This window comes from Paenibacillus sp. YAE3 (assembly GCF_057546105.1).
The window spans coordinates 250,245-274,948 of sequence record NZ_BAAIYF010000003.1 but is presented as its reverse complement, the minus strand read 5'-3'; the positions used below and the strand labels follow the sequence as shown (position 1 = coordinate 274,948).

Sequence of the window (24,704 nt, the reverse complement as noted above, 5' to 3'; positions counted from 1 at the left end):
AAACAGGTTGTTTTGTATACAACCGCCAGACGGTATTATGCGGACTGTTGCCTGAACCGCCTCCAGAACCATAGCAACGGCCGAAGGGGGTAATATAGAAAATAAAGCGGCTTCGGCAGCGGCAGCAATAATGCATCCCGCGAACTGGGGAGCGTTTTGTTAAGGAGATAGGCGATCTTTTGTCGGGTTGACATTAACGAAAAAAGGTAACGGTAATAATGCCAGGCAACGCTTTTTTCGGGTACGGGGTTTAATTGGACGATGCGCGAAACGTAAAAAAGGGCTTGGTCGGCAAGCCGGCGCGCTTTCGCATCCCTTGCCAGCTCCTCCAGTTCACCGGGAATCTCCGCCGACAGCAACTGGGACGATAAGATCAGCGCCTGCCCAACGTGATGTTTGCCGCCATGCTGTTTCAGAACGTCCCTGAGCCGGGTTCCGCTGATTTGAGGCAGCAAACGTTCGATATCCATTAACCACCGCAACCGGAACCAGCCGTGCCTTGCCCCATGGTCCGTCAGGTAGTGAAGCTGATCTTCGTTTCCCAGGCAGTGGAAGGTTTGGTTCGCCAGGGCCACGGCGCGCTTGCGCTCCCATAGTTTTTCGAACGAGTACGATTTGCTGAAGTGAGGATTCAATCTCCAGTGCACTTCCACTTGCGTCCGGTGCTCCTTGTGTTCGTACGAAAGATGATGGGACTTTTTTTTCCAATTGCCCAAGGCGCGGTAATCCATCAGTTCATAACCTAGCTGCAGCAGTACGTCCTCCGCCCGTTCCACTTCATCCGGCGACACGAGAATATCCAGGTCTTTGGATGTCCGATGGGCCAAATCTCCGTACAGCTGGAAGGCGAGCGCCGGCCCCTTCAACAAAAGCGTCCGTACCCCTGCTTCGTCCAAACGTTCGTAGACGCGGCTCATTTCCCTGCTGAGATGGAGCATTTTGACGGTATTGCTTTGGTACTGGCGATGCAAGGATTCCATGACGCCCGGAGGAACCGAGGCGGCATACGCTTCTTTTAATTTGATATATGCCAGGGGATATACCCGATGGTGCATCGCAAGCTTCATGAACCGATCCCAGTCCAGCACCGCTCCAAGCTCCCGAATCAGATGCTGATCCGGGGATGTTCTCCCCAACAAGCTCAATAAAAAAATCAATTCTTCCGGCAAACCGCTGAGGTCCAACTCCATGGCTTCTGCTCTCAAAGATTCCTCCCCCGCTATCTTCAATCGAATAGGTTCCATTTATAAGACCGGCGCCTGTTCCTTCGCGCCCCGATTCATGCCGGGCCGGCCCACGGAATAATAAACAAGATTCGTATTAGCCACTTGCCCTTCGTCATAAATGTTTCTGCCATCAATCAAATACGGCAGCTTCAGCCAGCCTTCGATATCCGTTAACGGAATCTGCTGAAATTCCTGCCATTCCGTCAAAATGCAAAGCGCATCCGATTGCCAAGCCGCTTCCTTCGCGTTGTCGCAGTAGATCACGGTGTTCGAACCGTAAATTTCCCTGAAATTGTCCCCGGCGATTGGATCATACGCTTTCACCTGTGCTCCGCGCCGCTCAAGCGCGGCGATGATTTCCAATGCCGGGGACTCGCGGACGTCATCCGTATCGGGTTTAAACGCAAGTCCCCAGACTCCGATCGTCGTACCCGCCAATCCGTCCAGCAAGGACTCCAGCTTGCGAACGACGTTCAGGCGCTGATCCCGGTTCACTTCGATCACGGACTTCAGAAGCTTGAAATCATAATCCATTTGGCCCGCGATTTGAACAAGGGCCTGGGTGTCTTTCGGAAAACAAGAACCGCCGTAACCGATGCCCGCTTTTAAAAAAGAAGAGCCTATGCGCTTGTCGTAACCCATTCCGGAGGCTACTTTCGTCACATCGGCTCCAACCTTTTCGCATATATTCGCGATTTCGTTGATAAAAGAAATTTTGGTTGCAAGAAACGCATTCGAGGCATATTTAATCATTTCGGCGCTGCGGATATCGGTTACGATGATGTCGGGCGTCAAGCTTTTATGCAGTTCGACGAGCCATTCCCTCGCTTTTGGGCTGTCCGTGCCAATCACGATACGATCCGGGTGCAGCGTATCTTGGATCGCGGTTCCCTCGCGCAGAAACTCGGGAACGGATGCAACGTCAAAAGGTTTTTCCGTATGGTTCGCGATGATGTTGGCGATTTTTTCATTCGTGCCCACCGGAACGGTGCTTTTGGTGACGATGATTTTATAACCGTTCATGGCGTTTCCGATCTCCCGGGCCGCTTCCTCGACATACCCCAAATTGGCCTGCCCGTTCGGCAAGGACGGCGTTCCCACCGCGATGATGACGATATCCGACCATTTCACGGAAGCGTTCAGGTCCGTCGTGAAACGAAGCCTGCCCGCTTCTTTATTGGAAGCTATCATGGACTGGAGCCCAGGTTCGTAGATCGGCACTTCGCCGCCGTTCAAGCGTTCGATTTTTGCCGGGATCTTATCGACGCAAACCACCTCGTTCCCAAGCTCGGAGAAACATACGCCCGAAACCAATCCAACGTAACCTGTTCCTATGACCGCAATTTTCATTTTCGCTTCATTCCTTCTATAATAGAATTCGCTGTTTCGCCGTTTCGTAATTTCCACTGTCAGCTCAACACATTGACTTCGATTTCCTCCCATTTCATCGCCAGTCTCACGACGTCCTCCTCGACCAGTTCGCTGCCGGTCTGCACCTCTATCATTTCAATGTCCGTAATCGCGCGCAGGCTGTGTTTCGCACCCGCAGGGATGACGATGACGTCCCCTTTTCCAATGCTCCGCACTTTGCCGTCCAGCACCATTTCCCCGACGCCGGACACGACGGTCCAAACCTCGCTGCGATGCAAATGATATTGATAACTCAAATTTTTCCCTTGCAGTATGCATATCCGCTTCGTCAATACTTCATTTCCGTTGGGATACTTGATATAGTCCAGCACCCGGTAGCGGCCCCAGCGGCGCTCCTCATACATGGGACGCTGCTCGCCGAATTTCATCACGTCTTTGATCCGCATACTGGCGTTTTTTTCGGATACGAGAATGCCGTCGGGACTTGCCGCCACGATTAAGTTGGGAGCTCCAATGACCGTGATCGGAATGTCCAGCTCGTTAATGACATGCGTACGGGTCGAATCTTCGGTCAACGTGCCTTTCCCGATCAAAGGCGTACGGACCTCTTCCGTCAGCGCGTCCCAGGTGCCCAGGTCCTTCCAGATCCCGCGGTAAGGCATGGCGACAATATTGGTTGCCTGCTCCACGACGGCATAATCAAAGCTGATTTTTTCCATCCGGCTGTACTGGTTTAACAATTCGTCATATTGAATGGGAAGGGAACGCTGGATCAGATGTTCGATGATGTATTCCAGCCGGAAAGCAAATACGCCGCAATTCCATAGGGCTGATTGTTCCATCAAGCGGAGGGCCGCCGGTCCGTCGGGTTTTTCGACGAAATGGCTCACCCGGAAGAACTCCGTTCCATGCGCTTCGGTTATGGACGATTGGGGCACGATATAACCGAATTTAGATGATGGATGGTCCGGCGAAACGCCCATCAAGCCCAGCTCGGCCTTCGTATGTACCATTAACGACTCCAGCTCTTTCACTTTATCGAAGAACAGGTCCTCCACAAAAAGATCCACCGGAAGGACGATCACGACATCGCTGAGTGCGGCGCCTTTGACGGAGTATAAATAACCGGCAGCCAAGGCGATCGCCGGAAAAGTATCCCTGCGCTCCGGCTCAACAACCAACTCCACCTCGGCTCCAAGCTGGCTCTGGATCAGTTCCACCTGGCTCCTCCCGGTCGCCAAAACGGAACGCTCCCGGAGATTCTTTTGTCCCAGTTGGCCCCATACGCGCTGCACCATCGACTCCCGCTGGCCCGACGCGCATTCCAAAATTTTCAGAAACTGCTTGGACCGGGTGTCGTTCGATAAAGGCCACAATCGATTTCCGCTTCCGCCGGACAACAAAATGATATGCATCATCAATAGCTCCTTTTTGCTTCCATAGTCATTTCGCGACTCGTCTTTTCCAGGACAAGCTCCTCAATGCTGGACCGGAGCCGCGCCATAAACACATGCTCGCCGAATTGCTCGGCATGCGCCCGAATATAGGCGGGATCCCAATCATATTGATGGAACCGCTCAATGGCCTCCATCAATGCACCGATCCGCTGTTCCTTAAAAAAGAGTCCCGTTTTTTCCGGCATGACCGTATCCAGGGCACCGCCTCCGCAAAAGGCGATGATCGGCCTGCCGCATGCATTCACCTCAAGCGGCGTAATGCCAAAATCCTCAATGCCGGGAAAAATCAATGCTTTGCAGCGCTGCATATATTGGACGACTTCTTCATCGCTTCGCCTGCCCAAAAACGTGACCGTCGCCCCCGCGATTTTTTCGAGCCTTTGCCGGTCCGGTCCGTCCCCCACGACCAGCAGTCTCTGTCCGAGCAGCGTGCAGGCTTCAACCGCCAGATCGATTTTTTTATAAGACACCAGCCTCGAGACGACAAGAAAGTAATCTTCAGGCGGCTGCTCTGCAATGTGGAATCGGCTGATATCCACCGGAGGAAAAATAACGGGCGAATGGACGCCGTAACATTGGCCGATCCGTTCCTTGACGATCGTAGAATTCGCGATGATCCGATCCACCTTTTTGGAATTGTACCGGTCCCAGATCCGCAGCGGGTGCGTAAGCCATTTGGCGATCCGTTTTACGGAAGGGGGAACCTCGACTCCCTCCATATACGACTCAAAATTCCACGCAAATCGCATAGGCGTGTGGCAATAGCAGACATGGACGCTTCCCCTGCCCTTTCGCACCCCTTTTGCATACGCGCTGCTGGAGCTGAGGATCAGATCGTATCCCTTCACGTTCATGGAGCGGACCGCAAACGGATATAACCAGAAAAACAGCTTGAATTTGGATAACACCCATGGAATCCGCTGCATCCAGGTCACCTTGATGACGGCATCCTTTAGTTCCGGAAGCAGCTTATCGCCATCCGCAATCGTCGTATAAATCGGCGCCTGCGGAAACATCTTGTGAAAGACGGCCACGACCCGTTCGGCGCCTCCCATTTGATTCAGGTAGTCATGGACGATTGCAACCTTTAAATCATTCATTTCAACATCTCCCCCGTACGCGGCCGGTCCAAATATTCGTGGTTTGAAGCTGCCAGCAGCTGGTCATAAATAAGCTCGATTTTTTGGGACGTATGCGCAATGGAAAACTTCTCCTTGACCCTCTCCGGCCCGTTCCGGCGAAGAGCCGACCGCAAAGTCTCGTTATCAAGGATGTCGCGGATCCGATGTTGAAGCTCCTCGACATTCCCGATTTCGTACATCAACCCGCTCACGCCATCTTGAATAATCTCCGGAACGCCTCCTCCCCGGGTGGCAACCACCGGCGTTCCTTGCGACATCGCTTCGATAATGACGCGGCCAAAAGGTTCATGGTCCGAACATAATAAAAGGAGATCCGCTGCGCAGCAGATCTCCAAAACATCCTCCCTAAACCCGGTGAATATGACCTTGTCTTCAAGACGCAAGGTTTTGACTTTTTTCTTCAAACTAATAAGATACTCTTCATTTTCCTGTCGAAACTTCGCTTCACCGACGATTAGCAAATAGGCTTGCCGCCCTTCCCGGAATAGGCGGGAGAACGCCTCAACGGCGTCTTCCTGTCTCTTCCAAGGCGCAATCTGGCCGATGATGACCATGACCTCCGATTCCTGCGGCAACCCCAGCTCCCTTCGAATTCGCTGGCGAATGCTCTGCCGCTCTTCGGCTCGGTATGGCCTGAGCTCGACTCCATTATGTACAAGATGACAGTTTCCGGCTACTGCCGGGTGGTTCAACGCTTGAATGACTGGTTCAGAGATTCCAATAAGCGCACTGGCCGTGCTGCCCGCGAACCTCCGGATCACTCTGCCAATGATTCCTTTTGGTGGCATATCCCGGACGTGCCATACGACCGGCTTCCTATGATACCAACGGAACAGCCCGGCCATAATGCCAGCGCGTATAGAGTTGGCATGAATCATGTCCACCCCGCTTTTCCTCATGAGAAGTGCCAGACGCCAACCGGCTATAAGCATACCGAAAACATATATTGTCATTAAAAACGGATTGCGGGTTAACCTTGCACGGTAGCTTGGGAGGGGTACAACCTCAAGCCCTTGATCCCGGGCCTTCTCCAGAAGCTCTCCCTCTGGAGCGAATATGATCGGCTGCACTCTTGTAAGATGCTTGGCGGTTAGGAGCAAGCTGATTTCTGCGCCGCTAATCGTGCTCGTATGGTTATAAAAAGCAATCTTCATTTCCGAAACATCCTTCTCTTATTAATTTCCTCGTTGAACACCTCGGTTACAGCTTCAGCTACGCGGTTCCATGTATACCGGCGCAGGACCTCTTCCCGGCAAGCTTCTCGGGAAGGAAGGTACATATTCCGATTAAGCAGATCGATGATTTTTCGGCTCATCGCCTCTGAGGTTCCGTCCTCGAACATCAAGTCATCCGATATACGATGAAGAATTTCCTTCGTTCCCCCATAAGGAGTTCCGAGAACAGGTGTTCCACAAGCAAGCGACTCCACGGTAATCAGGCCGAATCCCTCAAGTGTCAACGTCGGAACGATACTCGCATCGGCCGCCTGGTAATACGATACGAGTTCCTCGTTGGTAATCCGTCCGAGCAAATGGACGTTGGAGGCAAGCCCCAGCTGACCAATAAGCGCCTCGAACTCATTCCGCATTGGGCCGTCTCCCCCAATATACAGACGGACATTCGGGTGTTCGCGAATAACGGCGACCATGGCGTGTATAAGCCGGTCGATCCCCATTCGGCGAACAAGCCTGCGAATGCAGAACAATACGGGCTGGTCCGGAAGGATGCCCAATTGTGAGCGCAACTTCTCCCGATCCGGATGAGGCCGGAACAAATGATGATCGACGGCCCCCGGGATAATGTGGATTTTTCGATCATCCACTCCGTAATTGTTCTTTAAAATGTCCCGGAAATACTCGCTGAGTACGATGAAGCTATCCGAACGACGGTAGGTCAACAATTCCACCTGTTTTTTAACCCAATACTTCATCCCTTGAATAAGGCCTGTGCCGTCCTTCTCTTCGACCCGGGACTCCATGGCCCACGGTCCATGAAAATGGGTGACGATCGGGATATGGGAAGGTATATGGTTTCTTGTGACCATCGTCGTATAAAAAGCAAAATGTGGATTAAACACATCCGGACGAAAGCTTCGGATTGCCTGGATCGTATGCTTCTGGACCGACTTCATACGGGGAAGGAAGTGGTTCATGCGAAGTTCTTTCGTTGCGTTGCTGATGTTCCGGTCCGAGGGCATTTCCGCTCTTTGCGGGGCCACTACGAATCCCAGTTCGGTATGGCCGTATTCTTTCATAGCCTTGGTATAATCCGCGAAATAGCGGTTCAACCCGCCATGCTGATAATCAATCCAGCCCATGCCGGTCGAAAGCACATTCATAGCCATCGCTCTTGTCTCCCCGTCAAAAAAATATTCTAGTAGTGAACATTATTTTCAAGCTCTAATTTCTTATAGCCGTAGAGATATTTCAAATCTTTGATAAATTTATAGTTTCCTTTGAACCATGATCTAACAAACTTGCCCATCTCAGCCAGATTCCTTCTATATTGCTTAACTCCCGCCAAAAACCCTAAAACCTGATAGCTCAGTATCCTCGAAAAATTAAAATTGGAAATGATGGCGTCAAACATATTCACATAAATATGTGATTCGTAATGTTCCGCCCCATAACTTGTATGCTGATGATCATGGAATGCTCTGGCATCTGGTTCGAATAACATCTGAATCCCTTTACTACGCCACAACGCCCCCATAAATCTGTCATCCGAGGTACGAACCCTTTCGTTCCATGGGAGTGAGTTAGCCAAATCCTTTGAATATATAAAGAAAGCACCGATAATGAAACTCGGTTTTTCGCCGGGTTTAATTTTTCGAGCGTACCCTATCGGTCTCATGATCACGGGTGTGCTCCAATCATTGCTCCAAGCAACGCTCCCGGCCACGACTCTCCATCCCCGCTCAGAAATGTATTTATTATAAAGCTTAAGGATCGATTGAGGTTCAACATAAATATCATCATCGACATTCACGATGACGTCGCCCGTGGCAACTTTCGCACAAGTATTTCTGGCAGCTGCAACGTTCTTTCCTTCATGCCTGAATACCTTAACAAAATCAAAAGAACCGCATACCTCAGCAACCTTTTGATACGTTTCGTCATCCGTACTCGAATCGCATACAAATACTGTGAAGTTAATAAATTCCCGTGCTTTCTCCAATGCTTCAAGACACTTTTGTAATTTACTAGGTCTGTTTCTGGTAGGAATAACAACCGAAATCTCCATATTATCGTCACCCTATACACTTTTGAATTTATTGAACCTTTTCAGAAAAAACCTAGGATTTTTATGAATTTACTTCGTTCATTTTACCCCGGCCCCGAACTTGCCGGAATAACCATAAAATATCGCTTTTTGAGACGATGAAGTCTTTTAGCTTCATGGAATACTTGAACCGATAAATCGAAAGTATGGCCAAAAACTCAATAACGCTTGTTATTAACAGTGAAATGGCTGCACCCTTGATTTCCAACATCGGAATCAGAACCCTCATAAGTGCAACGTTAAGTCCAAGGGACAATATACGGATGATCGTAACGGTTCCGGGCTTACCCGTGGACATGAAGCCTTGTGAAAGGACCCAGGACAAGCTAGCAATCGCCGTCTGAAAGATCAGTAAACGAAATACCGGAATGGCACCTCCGAATGACTTTCCGTACAATAGAATCAATAAATACGGTGCAACCACGAACACACCGAAACCCACGAAAATTGTCACCAAGGTACTGATACGATAGACTTTAAATGTTAAATGAATGGCTTCGGATTGCCCAAGTCCTGAAGCCTTGGGAAAAAGAACCGATGTTATCGAGTTTTGAATCATATTTACAATTTTGGATAGATTCAACGAAACCACGTACAAACCCAGACTTGCCGGAGAAAGAAGACCAACCACCAGTATTTGGTCAATATATCCGGAGAAGGTACCCGCGATATCCGTTCCATAGGAACGGATCCCATAATTCAACAGTTTTCGGCTTGACTTCAGCTTGTTCCTCTGCCTCACTTTGTATTGCGAAACGAGTCTCCATGTGATCCATATGGCGACCGGAAGCACGGGAAAAAGATAGGCCGCCGACGAGAAAAAAGGTGTGAAATGCCCCGTGATAATCAGGCCACTGAGCAAGATCATGGTGCCAACCAATGGAAAATATCTGGACACACTGTAAAGCATGAATTCTTCTCTTGCTTGTAACGCGGCCGTGTTCACCGTACCGACCATAGCTACAGGCGTCATTACCAATGCCCAAACTGCAAATTCAGTAACGTCTTGGGAATACCCTTTCATCCAAAGAGGAATCAATCCAGCCCCGATTACCATCGCGATGATTCCGAGAATAACACTCATATAAAAAGCTGTAATATAGTGGGTCCCCTGATCCTCTTCCTTTTTCTTCATGTAATAAACCAATGCCGAAGGAATACCTAAAGTTAAACAGTAAGCCAGAAATTGCGGCCACATAATGATAGCTGCTTGTTCGCCACGTCCTTCGGGGCCTAAAAACCTTGCGATCATAATACCGTTCAGTACATTAATCCCGAGCATGAATATATTGGAGGCAAAAATTTGGAGTACGTTCCCTATGCTCCCCCGGATCTTTCTTGGTTTTATCAACTGTAATATTGTCATTTCAGTGCTTCCCTTCGGACCTTATTAACCACTGATAATGGATTGACTATTTGGTTAAATATGTTCATATACTTGTCCGCCATTACTCCCCAATGGTTTTTCACCGCTATGTCCCGTGCCTGCAATGCCATAGCTTTCAGTCGTTCCGGGTCAGTAACGAGTTCCCTAAGCACCCTAACCAAGCCTTCCCTATCTTCAGGGTCATCTATTATGACTGCAGCTCCATCAGATATCAGTTCGGCTACTCCGCAGCGGTTGCTCATGATGACGGGCAAGCCCGAAGCCATGGCCTCCAAGATCACGAGCGAAAAAGACTCATATCTGGAAGGGAAAATAAATAAATCCGCTAAGGACATAATATCCGCAACGTCTTTTCTGTAACCGAGAAAATGCACCCGGTGTCCGATACCCAACTGTTCTGCTGTTTTCGGGTACCGACTCCGCTCTGCGTTCCCGAGTACAAGCAAGTGGACCCCCTCAACGTCATGCACTGCATGAAGAACATTATCCAAGTTTTTGGTTCCTGAATTCAAATCACCGGCAAAAAGCGCATAAATCGTATCCTCATCCAGACCGTAATCGTTCCGATTCATCTGCCGTGGGTAAAATTCGCCAATATCAACACCATTATGAATAACCGAAATCCGATGTTCCGTCATCTTGGCATCAAGTACAAGCTCCTGTTTTACCTGTTCTGAAACAGCAATGATGTACCGTGAGCGTTTTAATGCAAATCGCTCAAGCATCGAATTCAATCGATTATATACAAACTGGTACATAGTCCTGATATCCTTCTGCTGCCTGATCGGATGATAACTTGATTTCACCCAGGCGCTATGGACAAAGTGCACACAATTAATGTCGGAACGGGCATAAGTTATAAACCCGTTAGCAACAATGAGATCTATACTATTTTTGCGCAGCCAGATTGAAAAGGCAGAGGCAATGGCAAACAATTGGTACCTCAGAAGCACGGTCGGCAGTTTAGGAATTTGGATTTTTATCCATTCCACGGATGAATGGTTCTGCAAATCTTCGGACAGTTCCGAAGAGATGACGATGACTTGATGGCCTTCTTTCAGCGCCTTGACAATAACTTCATAGTTAACCCGACCTTGTCCGTCTCCCTTTAATACCTTATGTGTAACAAAACAAATTCTCATCGGACAATCTCTTCCTTTACAATGCGACTTCCCAAAGAGTGCTCCAATAGGGTATTCAACAGTGCCTTCGCTATTTTGCCATGCCCCAATTCGTTAGGGTGAAAACGATCTTCCAAATAGTCATTCCATTTATGCAAGAATTGAGAGGCATCACATAAAAATATTCGGTTCTCCGATTGGGCATTGTTGCAAATATCATGAAACACTCGGCGGTATATCCGTATTGATTCTGACGATCCCGGGAAGTATTTCTCCTCAATATCGCTCGGAGCAAGCAAAATGATGCTGGTCTTCGGGCTAGCGTCCAATACTTTCCGTAAAAACTCCGTCGTGTGCCGCCTGAATTCCTCCAAACTCATCCATGGTTTGCCTCCAAACATTTTGATTAGGGCAACCTTCACACGCCAGCGCACTCCCGATTCAACCTTCTCCAGGCACCTCCGCCATCTTCGAGTCGAATAATACGGCCTTGGATCCATCCAACCTGGTTTTCTCCAGCGCATAGGCATCCATTTTAAATACTTCTTCTGCACACGAACAATCGCTTCGGTAATTCCATGGGCAAATACGATGATGTCAGGCTGCATTTCCAAGATGCGTTGCTCGTACTTTTCTCTGGACTCGTTTACCTGCATGGCACTAGAACCGAAGTTTACGATATCAACAGGCTGGGCCATCAAGGATTTAAGTTGGGCTTGCAACAAATTTGCATAATTTGTATTAGACCTTACCACACCCAACCCCTCGGTAATGGAGTCCCCTATAAAAACGATCTGCATGTTACATGTCCCTCCGCTTTATTGACGTATGCGAAAAAGCAAACGAAATCACAAGCATTAGAATGTACCCTGTCAACCCGCTAAGCACATTGCTCCCCAACAGTAGAAATAAGGTAGCGCTGATGGCTGCAAATGAAATAGGGGCATACATTTTGTCCGTATTACTGATTTTAAATAAAAGGAAGAAAATATAGATCAACATGAGGATCACGCCAAGCCCCAACGGTAAGCCGAATAAATAAAACAGGTTCAAATATCCATTATCAAAAACCTTTAACGTATCAGCGCTTTGAGTCAGTTTAACCCCCAATCCTGAACTGCCTATTCCTCTTCCGATGGGGTGGGATACGACATCCGAAATAATATATTTGGCAAACAACAGCCGTTCATTAAAAGAATGGTCTTCCTCTAATGATTCGAACGTACTGATCCGAGAAGACACCTCGCTTGCGCCAGGCAATGCCGGGAGAACAAATACATAAGCCAGGGCCAAAAACACAGCAAGAATTAACAGTTGAACTTTACTCTTTAAATGAGAACGGGCAAAGTACGCGACAATCATGATGATGCTGCTAATCCAGCCTACCCGGACCAATGTCAGTAATAGCGCAAACGCTACGATCATCGTGCCTAAAAGTCCGAATGCTCTCCATTTCTTCTGTACGATCATGATCGATAAAGCGAATCCAAGGAACATTCCGGCCGGACCCGGTGAATTCAAAAGGGAAAACAACCTGAATTCTTGGGGCTCGGGAAGTCCAACCGAATTCATATCTGCATTAACCATCCAAAAATGATCCCATGGCGGAAGAACCAAGTATTGATATATCCCGTAGGCTCCGACCAGGACAGCGAGACAGGTAAAGCTTCGCAACCACCTATCCCAAACGGTACTGTCGAATTTGTTGACCTGAACATAGACTAACGCCAAAAATGGGACGATTATGTTTAGCAATTCATACACTGAAGATAGCCCGTACTTCAAAAGCCCGAGAAAAAAACCGTACAAGATTGCAGCTCCAGTAATTTTCAATACCAGGCTTACTCGGGAATTAATCCGTTTAATATGTTTTAGGGTAGGAATAAGCAAAATTAAGCTAACGCATTGAGGTGTCAGCATAATAATCGAAGTATCGCTGTAGGTTTGAAATGTCCAGTCCAGCAAACGCCGTGCTTCCGGGCTGACCGTCCAAATGAAGAGTGTATAGGGGATAAGATTATGGGGACTTTTACTATAAATATGCAGACCCAGCAACAAGCCAAGGAGCAGAAATGTCATTTCTAACAGTTTCATATGCAGCGAAACAATAGAACTGGCATAACCGATTGCTGCTCCCGTTGTGATAAGACCTGTTATCTTTACCGCAAAAAGCGTCATACGGGGGAACGTTATCCTCCCAGTACTTATTCCAAAGATCCTCTCCATGTTTTCCAGCCACCCCATCTGCCTTTAAATGCCAGCACTACTTTTTTCAAAGCCGTGCCCTTTTGGCGCGGAAGCATCCTTAAGCCCTGGACCACGCCGGGCGACGCCTTACTTCCTACCGTCACAACCCATACCAGATATATGATTCTGTCGAGGAGCCCCCGGTGCTTAAGCATCGCGTAGGTTTCATTATGGGCGGCATTAAAAAAGGCTGTTTCATTGAACCCGTTTCGTTGATCTTCATCGAATCTCACTGCCGGATAATGATCTACCAGCACACTTGGATCGTAAAGAAGTTTCCATCCCTTCTTTTTGACGGCCTGGCTGAAATCCAGCTCGTTATGAACCTGCGCCCCTGTCCCTTTCAGGTTTTCGTCGAAGGCCAGTCCACGGATAGCCTCTCTTCTGAAGCTCATGTTGGCTCCTTTGAGAACATCTACTTCGCGAACATTGCCCATACCAATATGGTGATTGCCGATAATACGGCCGTATGGTCTTATCATTCCTACCTGACGTTTTTGAGGCGGAACCGGTTTCCCATCATGAAAAACAATATCCCTTCCGCCAACCCCGCCAACATCAGGCCTTTCTATGTAATGTCGTTCCATGTTCAGCAGCCAATCCGGATGCGGGACGGTATCGTCATCCGTAAGAGCAATGATCGAACCTTTGCTTTTTGAAATTCCTGTGTTCAGAGCCGCTATCATTCCACCCTTATCGACTAAAGCAACGTTTAGATTGCCCGCTTCAATGGAGGATAGGAACTGCTGCGTAATACGGTCTGAACTTCTAACGACGATGACGATCTCATCCGGCAACCGGGTTTGACAACGTATTCCCTCAATACATTTCACCAGTGTGTCCACTCTGTTATAGGTAGGAATGACCACACTTATGGATAATTTCATGATTTACACGCTCCATTAATAGGCCGAATTGGGAAATATCATGATTTTGATTGTGCGCAGTATTAATTTCACATCCAACCAGAGCCCTCTACTTTCGATATATTCCAAATCCAATTCGATCATTTCGTCAAAACTCAGATTGCTCCGGCCGCTAACCTGCCATAACCCCGTGCAGCCTGGGCTTACTTTCAAGCGGAGTTTATCGTAATTACTGTATAACTCAACTTCCCTAGGCAATGGGGGCCTTGGTCCCACAAGAGACATTTCGCCGCGGATCACGTTCCATAGCTGCGGAAGCTCGTCGATGCTTGTTTTGCGGATGAATTTTCCGACCTTTGTTATCCGCGGATCCTCTTTCATCTTGAACATGGCGCCCTTAACTTCATTTTGGACAAGCAGCTTTTCCAGAAGCTCCTCTGCGTTGGAAACCATCGAGCGAAATTTATACATTTTGAACGGTTTTTCGTTCTTTCCGATCCGTATCTGACAATAAAAGACAGACCCCCGAGGATCCTCCAGCTTGATCATTATGGCGATGAGTAAAAATAGAGGAGATAGTAATACGAGGCCAAGGATAGCCCCGATAAAATCCATTGTTCGCTTCGCTGAAATATACAAAACTCGGGACCGCCGTTTTTCAAAGGAATATTTCAAATCGGCGGTTTCACCGTCAAATACAACTTCCATTTCATTTTGTTGCAACGTAGGAGGCACTTTAAGTTCACCTCATTAGCGATTTATTTTGCCGAGATGTTCCCGTTCCATAATCTTTTCCATGCCTTGTAATAACGGTTTTCGCAAATCCTCGTTTCGAAGCGCAAAATCGAGCGTTGTCATAATGAATCCTAGCTTCTCACCGACGTCATACCGGGTGCCTTGGAATTCAAAAGCGTACACTCCCTGGGCCTCGTTCAATTTTTGAATCGCGTCAGTCAGCTGAATTTCTCCGCCGGATCCCTCTTCCTGACATTCCAGATAACCGAATATTTCCGGAGTCAATATGTATCTGCCCATGATCGCCAGATTGGACGGGGCTTGACCTTCCGTAGGTTTTTCTACCACGTAGTTAACCTCATATAAATGGCCGAGTTTGCCTAGAACGGACACGATACCGTAACGCTGCGTTTGGTCATAAGGAACGGTTTGTACTCCGATCACCGATTTTTGCACCTGCTCAAACTGATCTGCAAGTTGCCTGATGCACGGCGTTTCGGATTGTACAATGTCATCCCCTAACAGTACGGCGAAAGGCTCGTCGCCAATAAAATTTCTGGCGCACCAAACGGCATGACCAAGCCCCCTTGGTTCCTTTTGGCGAATGTAGTGAATGTCTACGTTAGAAGAACGACGCACCTCATCTAGCAGGTCGAATTTGCCTTTGCTGAACAAATTATTTTCCAGTTCAAACGCATGGTCGAAGTGGTCTTCAATGGAACGTTTGCCTTTGCCGGTCACGATGATGATATCCTCGATCCCGGACGCTACGGCTTCTTCCACAATATATTGGATCGTGGGTTTATCAACGATCGGAAGCATTTCCTTTGGCATCGCTTTGGTGGCTGGCAAAAACCGCGTGCCAAGGCCTGCTGCAGGAATAATCGCTTTTTTAACTTTTCTCATCTTCATCCTCTACCCATCTTTGTTTATTCTTAATACAAATAAATGAAGCAAATAGGGCATTCAACCCCCCCTCACATCACACCCCTGACAATCATGTCTAAGGTCTTATCAGACCCACAGCGTGACCGAGTGTCTACAGTGATAAAGGTGCAGTAGACATTACCTTCGTTTCACGTGAACAACGACTAGCCCTTCGCTCCATAATGTTTCATGTAAAATAACTGCTGGTCATCTCGGTTGATTCGATTAAGAACAATGCCCAACATGCGGGCGTTGACATGGTCTAATTGTTCCTTGGCTTTCTTGAGATGATCCTTCTTAACCCTTCCCACAGCGACCACCATGACAACGCCATCGCACAGCGTGCTAGTGATAACCGGATCAGTTGCAGTGAGCACAGGCGGAGTGTCAACAAGAATCATGTCATATTCCTGCTTTACACTTTCGAGTAACTCCTGCAGTGTTGCCGAAGCAATGAGCTCCGAAGGGTTGGCAGGAACCGGTCCGGAAGGAAGCAACGACAAACAGGCCACCATCGTTTCTTGGATCGCATCCTCCATGTTCGCGTTTCCCGTTAAAAGCGTGCTCAAACCGTGGTCATTCGATAAAGAAAAAACTCGATGAAGCGATGGTTTGCGTAAATCGGCATCAATAAGCAGCACCCTTTTGCCTTCAAGAGCATAGGTAACCGCCAAATTACAGATCGTCGTGGTTTTTCCTTCTCCCGCCTGCGAGGAAGTAACCATGACGACACTTGATTCATGATCTTTGGACAAGTAATGGATTTTTGTTCGAAGTAAACGATATACTTCTGATATGGGGGACATAGGATTCGCGGATACGATTAAACTTCTATCATTGATTGAGCGCCGCATACTTACCCTCACCTACTTTTGAATTTTGCACGGATGCCACCTTGCGAGACGCCTTCAGATCTCCCTTGGTTATTTCACCGATTGCAGTAAGAACAGGTACATTCAAAATCTCAACGATTTCCGCTTCCGTTCGCAATGTATCGTCAAGATAATTCAGTAAAAATACCAGCCCGATCCCTAAAATGAGGGAGACGATAAGACTAATCAGAATGTTCATCATCGGGTTGAGATTGATCGGAGCGGGAGTCGCTTTCGTTTCTGCCATACTTAAAATGGTAATGTTGTCGACATTCATGATGTGGGGAATTTGATCTTTGAACACCTTGGAGACGGCATTTACTATGGCGGCTGCTTTAGCGTAAGACATATCTTTGTATACCAGGTTCATGACCTGTGAATTGTTAGCAGACGTGACAGAGATTCCTGCGGCGATTTCTCCAGCAGTAGCCCCTAAGTCAGGAAATTTCTCCACCACTTTATCCATGACTGCCGATGACTTGATAATTTCTTTATAAGAATTAATGAGGAAAATGCTTGTTTGTATCGTCCCCGTGTTGAGAATGCCATCCGCCGATCCCTTCTGGTTTACGATCAACTTGGCGTTGGCGGCATAGATCGGCGTTGTAAAGTAAAAACTTTTTACGCATGCGGCGGTGATTGCAATGACTACGATGATCGCGATTAACCACCATTTTTTTTGAATGATCTTAAAGTATTGTTTCAGTTCCATACTCTTGCATCCCTCCGTTTCATACTGTTTGAAATAAAAAACGCTTAGTTTGTGAGTCAATTATTGTTGCTTAAAAAATCCGATTGATACAATATGTATATTTACAACCCATACTCTAAGATACAATCTGTATCATGTCAAGAATGGATTTTCATTTTTTTGAAATAAAAAAGTTGGTCATGTTGAATGAATCAACAAAAACCAACTGTGCGTGAGCCATACTTGATTTTTTGAAAACGTTTATCATACCGGAGTAATCTGCAAATTGCCGTTATGGATGGTAAGTTGATACCTACTGTTCGTCACGGAATCGGTCAGTATAATCCCTTGTCCGCCAATTTCAAGTGGCCCTGCTACATAGTGATGGGGGTATGGGGAATATGAACCGATATGGTCCCATGTCACCATCACGCCAGCAATATAGGTTTCGCCTTTTTTCGGGATGAATCCGATGCTGAATTCATACAACAAGCCTGTCTTGCTTGCCATTTCTCTCCCTCGAAGATGTTTCCAGCCTTTGTCCCTCCAAGCGGCAGCATCATTAAAAATGTACTCCCCATTCTGGGCTGCAATCCGCCCGATCGACATATAGTCGCTGGCGTTTGTATACTCGGTTTCAAGTATAAAATATTGCATGGCCAAATTACGATTGGCATCGCCGTGGAATGGTAATGTTTGTGCATTGAATTTAATCCTGAGGCTCGGATATTCGGTTCCGTCAGGCGTTACTTTTAGTATTGCGGGATTGTTGCCAATAACTTGTTTCATTTCGTTTGAAATGGGTACAGGTACTTGATCGGTCGTGACTAAACTGATTGATCCGTTTGCCACCGTCCAATTCGACAGCACTTCCGGATTTCTAAGCAAATTTGGAGCCGAAACCGGCATAAGCGCCCGATGCTCTCTTTCTTGCATGCGAGCCTGCAAGTCAACGGATTTGTATAAAGGCGTCACCTTTCTCCGAATAACGGTATCGGCAATCGACAATCCGGAGAGGTCGGATTCCCTGTCTCCAGTTAATGTATCGATATAGGCCGATCCAACGGCCCCCGGCGCAGTGGATTTCTTCAATTTACCGAGGTCATCCGTGAATGTTGCTGGCGTTGAAACCGTTCCGAACCAAGCTGCATACTGCTGTTTTTCGCTTGGCGGTTTCAGATCATCCGGCAGCGCATATTCCCAGCCCGATGAAGTATTTGAATAACTTGTTACCGACCACGTAAATCCGAAACCAAATATTCTTATATTAGAGGTGGTCGATTTAGGAAGCAATTTTATTGCCGCTTCCCCGCATTGTTCAAATTGGGCATTCATATATATTCCGCTTAACCCTAGCACCGTAGGAGCTTTGTTATAATCCTCCAGTCCACCGTCAATGGTCTGGTAAATGGCATACGGCGAAAAACCAAGATGCGTCCTATGAATAAGCGCACTGAATCCCCCGCGATGGCCCGCAGCCAACTTGGTACCCAACAGGACTCCCGTAAATGCTCCCGTAATCGTCCCGCCTTGAAAAAAATAATCTCCTGAATTGTTTCGGCAATAGACACCGATGAATCCATTCCACATGCAATCGTATGAAGATATATGCCCATTCATATTATTCAACAATTGTCCGACCTTCACTTTCGATGTAGCGATGTTCCTGAATATCGGATTAGAAGAACCGGCTATCTCAATAGCCGCTGCCCCTACTGCAAAAGCTTCATACAAGTTTTGTTCGAATAATGCCTTATCTACCCAAGTTCCAAGTTGTTTAGAGTTGTAATCTACAACGCCATGAACGGAGAAGTCCTCGAATACGGCTTTAATCCCTCCGTCTTGGATTCGTATACAGGGGAGCAAGTCCGTTGTTTTGTCGATCGGGTCCCAAATGAGACGGGTGCCTTGATGCTTGCTATCCACAAAAGGCGCAACACCGTACATCCCCCGGCTATTGTTCTCGATCGTTTGTCTGATCCGGTAATCGCCAGCAGGCATAAATAGTTTATACCGCTTCGCACAGGCTGCCATCGCAGCCTGGAAAGCCGCCGTATCATCCGTAACCCCGTCTCCGACAGCCCCAAACCATTTAACATTGATACCGCGGTTTGCCAAATCATCATCGAGCTTTTCAAAATTAGAGCTTAGATCTTGGGGTGCGATCGTTTCATTTCCCGACCACTTTTTCATTTTCATGAAATTCGTATACGGACCCGTCATATGATCTCCTCCTTACTCCTATAGTAATCATCCATTCCATAAATGGTTCAGTACAAATTCCCAACGTTCATAAAAAATGAAAAGCCTTGAAATAAGACTGCAGTTGTGATACTTTCTGTTCAAATGATACGATATGTATCCTCAAGATTACATTTCGACAAGGGAGTAACTATGCGCATTGTTTTGACCGTCGTGTGGGCGTTAATCCTTTTAATCTTTACTTGCTCGCTTAATTTCCATATGCTCATCCACCATCATATCGTTGATTTTAGGTTTAACCCCTCCCCGGATTGGCTTGAACTAATGAAATTTGATTTTCACTGGTCGAGTGCGGATTGGGTTCAACGAAAAGCAGGCCATCTCGCAGGCTTCTTTATCCTTGCGGTCATCGGCTCCAATTTCGGCAAATACAGACCGGCATTTTTTCTCTCGATCCTTTACGCTGTCATGACGGAAATTCTTCAGCTGTATTTTTTTCGGGGAGGCCGGATTTACGATGCCCTGATCGATACAACTGGTGTTTATCTCGCCTTTCTAGGTTGCAAAATTTTGCAGGTTGCTCGGAAAGATGCAAGGTCGATAAGAAATAAAAATAAATCACAATAAAATATTGATACATAATGTAACATGTTGTATGATATATCCGAAAGTAGATGACTTTACCAGCGCATGTCGCTAGGCGTTAACCAATGGAGGAAAATTCAATGAGCGCAATCGCCGGCATCTACCGATTTAACCAACATCCTGTGCAACCTGAACATTGCCACCTTATGATGGATGCATTGGAACATTATCCGGCCGATCAAACCGCGGTTTGGCAAAAGGACCATGTGATGCTGGGCTGTCATGCACAATGGTTGACCGGCCAGTCCTCTCAGGAAACGTTGCCTTACTACGATTCGAAGCGCGGCCTCGCCATTACTGCAGATGCCATCATCGATAACCGCGATGAATTGATGGTACAGTTGGAAATCCCCCATTCCTTAAGGGGAAATCTCACGGACAGCGAGATCTTACTGCGGGCTTATGAAAAATGGGGCGAACCAATGGTCGAGCGGCTGGTAGGAGATTTTGCTTTTGTTGTTTGGGACGAGAGAAAGAAAAAGCTTTTCGGAGCAAGAGACTTCTCGGGATCGCGAACACTCTATTTTCACCGTGACAACCATCAGCTATCGTTTTGCACAGTAATTGCACCTTTATTATCGCTACCTTACATAAATAAAGAGCTAAACGATCGATGGCTGGCCGAATTTCTTGCCATAAGCGGTGTCTTCGAACCGCCTGATCTTTCAACCACCGTTTATAAAGGTATAGAACAACTGCCCCCATCGCATACCCTGACCATCAAGAATAATCAAGTGACCATTTGCAGATACAACAGCCTGGCAGATGTTGCCCCTTTAAGGCTTGCTTCCTCCCAGGAATATGTGGAAGCGTTTCAGGAAGTCTACAACAAGGCGGTAACAGCTAGGCTAAGGCGTACCCGTCAAAATATCGGCGCCCATCTAAGCGGAGGGTTGGACTCCGGGTCCGTTGTCAGCTTCGCTGCCCGAGCGCTGGCTAAGGAACACCGTAAACTTCATACGTTCAGTTATGTGCCCGAAGAAGGATTTTCGGATTGGACACCCAAGCATCGATTGGCCGATGAAAGGCCGCTCATTCAACAGACTGTACAATTCGTAGGCAATATTCATGATCATTATCTGGACTTTAAAGGAAGAAGTCCCTTTTCGGAAATTGATGATTGGCTCGACATGTTGGAAACTCCATATAAATTTTTCGACAACACTTTTTGGTTAAGAGGCATTTACGAAGAAGCGAAACAGCAAGGGATAGGGGTTCTGCTTCAAGGTTCAAGAGGGAACTATAGCATTTCTTGGGGGCCTGCAATCGAATACTACGCCAAACTAATGAGGAACATTAGCTGGCTTCGATTGAAGCGCGAGGTCAATATGTACAGCAAAAATGCCGGAATCGGACGCAAACGCCTTTATTCCGCCGTATGCCGAAAGGCATTCCCAATGATGAATCATTTGAGACCTTTCCGTTCTTCAAATGAGATTCCGACATTAATCAATTTGGATTTTGCAAAGCAAACAGGCATTGACGAAAAACTCAAAGATGACAAATTTACGAGGATCGGCTCAACGTCGGACCTCCCATCGGATCCGCTTGAGGCGAGAAAACAACATTTTGAACGCGTAAATATGTGGAGCACGACCGGAACGACCGGATGCAAGCTCTCCCTTCGTTACTCCGTATATGGCCATGATCCTACCAACGACCTGCGGGTTATTCGTTTTTGCCTGTCCGTCCCGATGGAAGAATTCGTTCAGGATGGCATGGATCGGGCTTTAATCCGGCGTTCCACCAAAGGTTGGCTTCCGGACTCCATTCGGCTTAATCAGCGAACAAGGGGCATTCAGGCCGCCGATTCGATCCATAGAATGTCAAAGGATTGGCCTGCTTTTGTTGGCGAACTCGGCCGCTTAAGAAGCGATTCGCGAATGCAGCAAATCATAAACATGCCTGTCCTGGAAAGTGCTTTGGAGGAAGCACGCCAAGGCATTAGCCCCAATCAGGCCTACGGCCCTTCCATCAAGTTATTGATGCGGAGCTTAATCCTGTATCGTTTTCTACAAAATAACTTTTGAAAGGAGGTGATAAACCATGAAGAAAGAATGGCAAGCACCCGCTTTAGAAATCCTTGATGTGAACATGACGATGGCAGGTCCCGGCGAAGCACTCCCGGACGGAGTACAACCAGATCCAGACGAAACTGTACATCATAGCTAGTACATAAAGCAAACGTTCTTAAATTAAAGGGGGAAACTCATAGCGCCTTAACGGGTAAAGGGTTACCCCCTCTCATCATTCTAGACGATGGAGTGAGCGCATTTGTTGATAACGGCAAAGCACGACATATATACCGCATTCGGGTACTCTATTCAGAGTGATATTCCCTTGCCCGAATTAAAAAAATTAGGGTCCGCTACTTGTACCGCTGACATATTTATTCGTTATGCCGATTTATCAAACAACCGCAATAGACTTTCTGAGCTACCAAAAAAAGTATCGGTTACCGAAGATCGGATCATGTTTTGGGTCCCTGATGTGGCCATATTTGCCGTAGATGGAGGAACGTCCATCACCATTTCCCCCGAACAAAATGCGGATGAAGATAAAATCAGATTATACGTGCTGGGTACATGCATGGGAGCCGTTCTTCTGCAAAGAAGGGTCCTTCCCTTACATGGCAGTGCCATTGTCATCGATAATAAAGCTTATGCTTTCGTCGGTCATTCCGGTCACGGCAAATCGACGTTGGCTTCCGCTTTTCTGCATAGAGGGTTTCATTTATTGACCGATGATGTTATCGCGGTTACACTGGATCATCGAAACATTCCATATGTCACCCCCTCCTACCCGCAACAGAAGCTTTGGCAGGAGAGTCTTGATGCTTTCGGCATGCGTTCGGACAGGTATCGCCCATTATTCGAGCGCGAAACGAAATTCGCCATTCCGGTAGATTCCCGCTTTTCAGCAAGCGCATTTCCACTAGCAGGTATTTTCGAATTGATGAAGACTGAATGCAGCCACGCCGAGATCCGGCCGGTTGGAAAGCTTGAGCGCTTGCCGCTTCTGCATCGCCATACATATCGGAATTTTTTCCTTCCAAACAGCGGTTTAACGACATGGCACTTTGAAACGACGGCACGCCTGGCAGGCGTGACAGACTTTTATCAGCTTCGACGCCCATTGCACGGGCAAACGGTACATCAACTGACAAGCATGATCCTTGATACGATCAATGGCTAACCGGAAGACTTTGTTTACTGCTCAAACTTGATAGCCATTGTCTGGATTGTCAGGTTCTTCGTCTTCAATTGGGAATGGCTCATTGATGGCATCGTTATTTTCAAAATACAGTTTTGTATCACACCAAGCATGAGTTGATTGCCTTGGAATCATGTACGGAGGGTGGGAACGAATGAAAAACGGTCACCGGATCGCAGAGTTGCGGGAGCAGAAAGGTTGGACTCAAGAGCAGTTATCTGCCTCGATCGGCATCAGCAGAGCGGCGCTGTCTCATTACGAGAAAAACCGGAGAAAGCCGGACTATGAAACGTTGGACCGGCTGGCTGATCTGTTTCAGGTTTCAATTGATTACCTTTTGGGAAGGGGGGCGTCGCCCAAGGATTCGGCCGGAACGGAACCCGCCGATTCGAAAGAATGAACCCTCCGCAACGCACGGCCTGCAACAAATTTAAAGCGGATACATTGGCATTGGTTAGACTTGGATACGGAATACATACATATTGATCCACAACTAGCTGTTCTATAAGACTTCCTTTTTTATCAAAAGAACCTTTGCGCGCCTCGCTCCCGGCATGTATAATAGGATAGCAAACATATGTTTGCCTATATCCACGTGGTCAGTCAGAGGAGGCATCATGAAAGGTTCAACGCATATGGCGATCGGCGTCGCCATCGGAGCGGCTGCGGCTGCCCATTATCCCTTTACGCTGCAGCATGCCGCGCTTTATATCGCGGTTTCCGCGTTGTCGGCGCTCAGCCCCGATCTGGACGGGCCCAGCATGCTCAGTTCAAAGATCGGGCAGTTTTCCAAGTGGCTGCGGGAGATGCTGTACTGGTCAGGCCTGCTTCTGATCGTCATGCTTATCTGGCTTTATTTCGCGAAACATCTGTTTGTCGTGGAATATTCGCTCGCGGCGCTTAGCTTGTTTTTGCTCGGCCTGATTATTAAAGACGGACTCATGCGCAACATCCTTGTCAGCGTGATCGGCTGCGCGCTTGCGTATATCGGCCTGTCCCATCAGATGACGTGGCTTCTCGGATTCGGGTTGTTCGTGGCGGTCGCCCCTTGGCTGAAGCACCGGGGATTAACGCACACGGTCTGGGCGCTGGGACTATGGGCATACATAGGTTCGGGCTTAGAGGAGCAGCTTCAGGTGGAAGGCATCATGCTGGTGGCCACCGCCGGATACCTGTCGCATCTGGTCGCCGATTCGCTGACGCCAAGCGGCGTGAAGTGGCTGTACCCCATCATCAAAAAATCGTTCAAAATTCCGATTGCGTAAACAAACATCGCCAGCAGCACAAGCGTCCCATTCAAAAATGATCCAAAAAGCTCTC

At 47.6% G+C, this 24,704-nt stretch carries 22 protein-coding genes and 1 pseudogene; 6 read left to right on the top strand and 17 right to left on the bottom strand.

Annotated features, from left to right (window positions below):
- Nucleotides 1–35: 35 nt before the first annotated feature.
- The 17 genes from AC27KL_RS07260 to AC27KL_RS07180 all read right to left on the bottom strand — a co-directional run bounded on the left by AC27KL_RS07260 (nucleotide 36) and on the right by AC27KL_RS07180 (nucleotide 19,547).
- On the bottom strand, nucleotides 36–1,205 hold the full coding sequence (locus tag AC27KL_RS07260) for a nucleotidyltransferase domain-containing protein (protein WP_212950849.1): 1,170 nt from the start codon (nucleotides 1,203–1,205) through the stop codon (nucleotides 36–38).
- A 39-nt stretch (nucleotides 1,206–1,244) separates the two neighbouring features.
- Nucleotides 1,245–2,576, bottom strand: a complete 1,332-nt coding sequence (locus AC27KL_RS07255; protein WP_487169297.1) for a UDP-glucose dehydrogenase family protein — start codon at nucleotides 2,574–2,576, stop codon at nucleotides 1,245–1,247.
- A 59-nt stretch (nucleotides 2,577–2,635) separates the two neighbouring features.
- Complete coding sequence (locus AC27KL_RS07250; protein WP_339325195.1) at nucleotides 2,636–4,012, bottom strand: sugar phosphate nucleotidyltransferase; 1,377 nt, start codon at nucleotides 4,010–4,012, stop codon at nucleotides 2,636–2,638.
- 2 nt (nucleotides 4,013–4,014) lie between these two features.
- Nucleotides 4,015–5,154, bottom strand: coding sequence for a glycosyltransferase (locus tag AC27KL_RS07245; RefSeq protein WP_487169296.1), 1,140 nt, complete (start codon nucleotides 5,152–5,154; stop codon nucleotides 4,015–4,017).
- A complete protein-coding gene (locus AC27KL_RS07240; protein ID WP_487169295.1) occupies nucleotides 5,151–6,350 on the bottom strand; it encodes a glycosyltransferase family 4 protein in 1,200 nt (399 codons plus the stop codon). Before AC27KL_RS07240 ends, AC27KL_RS07245 begins: the two co-directional genes overlap by 4 nt.
- Nucleotides 6,347–7,540 carry a glycosyltransferase family 4 protein gene (locus AC27KL_RS07235; protein WP_487169294.1) on the bottom strand — a complete coding sequence of 398 codons (1,194 nt, stop codon included), beginning with the start codon at nucleotides 7,538–7,540 and terminating at the stop codon, nucleotides 6,347–6,349. The genes AC27KL_RS07240 and AC27KL_RS07235 overlap by 4 nt, the downstream gene beginning before the upstream one ends.
- 29 nt (nucleotides 7,541–7,569) lie before the next feature.
- On the bottom strand, nucleotides 7,570–8,439 hold the full coding sequence (locus AC27KL_RS07230; RefSeq protein ID WP_487169293.1) for a glycosyltransferase family 2 protein: 870 nt from the start codon (nucleotides 8,437–8,439) through the stop codon (nucleotides 7,570–7,572).
- Between the two features lie 61 nt (nucleotides 8,440–8,500).
- The gene (locus AC27KL_RS07225; protein ID WP_487169292.1) at nucleotides 8,501–9,844 is read right to left on the bottom strand and encodes a lipopolysaccharide biosynthesis protein; all 1,344 of its coding nucleotides are present in this window, start codon (nucleotides 9,842–9,844) and stop codon (nucleotides 8,501–8,503) included.
- Nucleotides 9,841–11,007 carry a glycosyltransferase family 4 protein gene (locus AC27KL_RS07220; RefSeq protein WP_487169291.1) on the bottom strand — a complete coding sequence of 389 codons (1,167 nt, stop codon included), beginning with the start codon at nucleotides 11,005–11,007 and terminating at the stop codon, nucleotides 9,841–9,843. Before AC27KL_RS07220 ends, AC27KL_RS07225 begins: the two co-directional genes overlap by 4 nt.
- Complete coding sequence (locus tag AC27KL_RS07215) at nucleotides 11,004–11,786, bottom strand: SGNH/GDSL hydrolase family protein (RefSeq protein ID WP_487169290.1); 783 nt, start codon at nucleotides 11,784–11,786, stop codon at nucleotides 11,004–11,006. Before AC27KL_RS07215 ends, AC27KL_RS07220 begins: the two co-directional genes overlap by 4 nt.
- Nucleotide 11,787: 1 nt before the next feature.
- Nucleotides 11,788–13,164 carry an O-antigen ligase family protein gene (locus AC27KL_RS07210; RefSeq protein ID WP_487169289.1) on the bottom strand — a complete coding sequence of 459 codons (1,377 nt, stop codon included), beginning with the start codon at nucleotides 13,162–13,164 and terminating at the stop codon, nucleotides 11,788–11,790.
- Nucleotides 13,165–13,190: 26 nt separating this feature from the next.
- Entirely contained in the window at nucleotides 13,191–14,120 is a 930-nt protein-coding gene (locus AC27KL_RS07205) for a glycosyltransferase family 2 protein (RefSeq protein WP_487169288.1), read from the bottom strand.
- A gap of 15 nt (nucleotides 14,121–14,135) precedes the next feature.
- Complete coding sequence (locus tag AC27KL_RS07200; protein WP_487169287.1) at nucleotides 14,136–14,834, bottom strand: sugar transferase; 699 nt, start codon at nucleotides 14,832–14,834, stop codon at nucleotides 14,136–14,138.
- Between the two features lie 15 nt (nucleotides 14,835–14,849).
- Nucleotides 14,850–15,740 carry a UTP--glucose-1-phosphate uridylyltransferase GalU gene (gene galU / locus AC27KL_RS07195; RefSeq protein WP_036713868.1) on the bottom strand — a complete coding sequence of 297 codons (891 nt, stop codon included), beginning with the start codon at nucleotides 15,738–15,740 and terminating at the stop codon, nucleotides 14,850–14,852.
- Between the two features lie 185 nt (nucleotides 15,741–15,925).
- On the bottom strand, nucleotides 15,926–16,615 hold the full coding sequence (locus AC27KL_RS07190) for a CpsD/CapB family tyrosine-protein kinase (protein ID WP_487169286.1): 690 nt from the start codon (nucleotides 16,613–16,615) through the stop codon (nucleotides 15,926–15,928).
- Complete coding sequence (locus tag AC27KL_RS07185) at nucleotides 16,596–17,345, bottom strand: YveK family protein (protein ID WP_036713863.1); 750 nt, start codon at nucleotides 17,343–17,345, stop codon at nucleotides 16,596–16,598. The genes AC27KL_RS07190 and AC27KL_RS07185 overlap by 20 nt, the downstream gene beginning before the upstream one ends.
- 243 nt (nucleotides 17,346–17,588) lie before the next feature.
- Complete coding sequence (locus tag AC27KL_RS07180; protein ID WP_487169285.1) at nucleotides 17,589–19,547, bottom strand: glycosyl hydrolase family 28-related protein; 1,959 nt, start codon at nucleotides 19,545–19,547, stop codon at nucleotides 17,589–17,591.
- A gap of 171 nt (nucleotides 19,548–19,718) precedes the next feature.
- Here AC27KL_RS07180 and AC27KL_RS07175 point away from each other — a divergent pair, with 171 nt between their 5' ends.
- From AC27KL_RS07175 to AC27KL_RS07150, 6 genes and pseudogenes are all read left to right on the top strand, one after another.
- Nucleotides 19,719–20,153 (top strand): VanZ family protein, encoded by a 435-nt coding sequence (locus AC27KL_RS07175; RefSeq protein WP_487169284.1) that lies wholly within the window; start codon nucleotides 19,719–19,721, stop codon nucleotides 20,151–20,153.
- 98 nt (nucleotides 20,154–20,251) lie between these two features.
- On the top strand, nucleotides 20,252–22,201 hold the full coding sequence (locus AC27KL_RS07170) for an asparagine synthase-related protein (protein ID WP_487169283.1): 1,950 nt from the start codon (nucleotides 20,252–20,254) through the stop codon (nucleotides 22,199–22,201).
- Nucleotides 22,202–22,217: 16 nt separating this feature from the next.
- Nucleotides 22,218–22,343, top strand: coding sequence for a paeninodin family lasso peptide (locus AC27KL_RS07165; RefSeq protein WP_036713858.1), 126 nt, complete (start codon nucleotides 22,218–22,220; stop codon nucleotides 22,341–22,343).
- A gap of 102 nt (nucleotides 22,344–22,445) precedes the next feature.
- The gene (locus AC27KL_RS07160) at nucleotides 22,446–23,366 is read left to right on the top strand and encodes an aldolase (protein ID WP_487169282.1); all 921 of its coding nucleotides are present in this window, start codon (nucleotides 22,446–22,448) and stop codon (nucleotides 23,364–23,366) included.
- Between the two features lie 172 nt (nucleotides 23,367–23,538).
- Nucleotides 23,539–23,742: pseudogene (locus AC27KL_RS07155) on the top strand (helix-turn-helix domain-containing protein); the annotation flags it as partial.
- Between the two features lie 259 nt (nucleotides 23,743–24,001).
- Entirely contained in the window at nucleotides 24,002–24,649 is a 648-nt protein-coding gene (locus tag AC27KL_RS07150) for a metal-dependent hydrolase (RefSeq protein ID WP_339321483.1), read from the top strand.
- Nucleotides 24,650–24,704 lie beyond the last annotated feature (55 nt).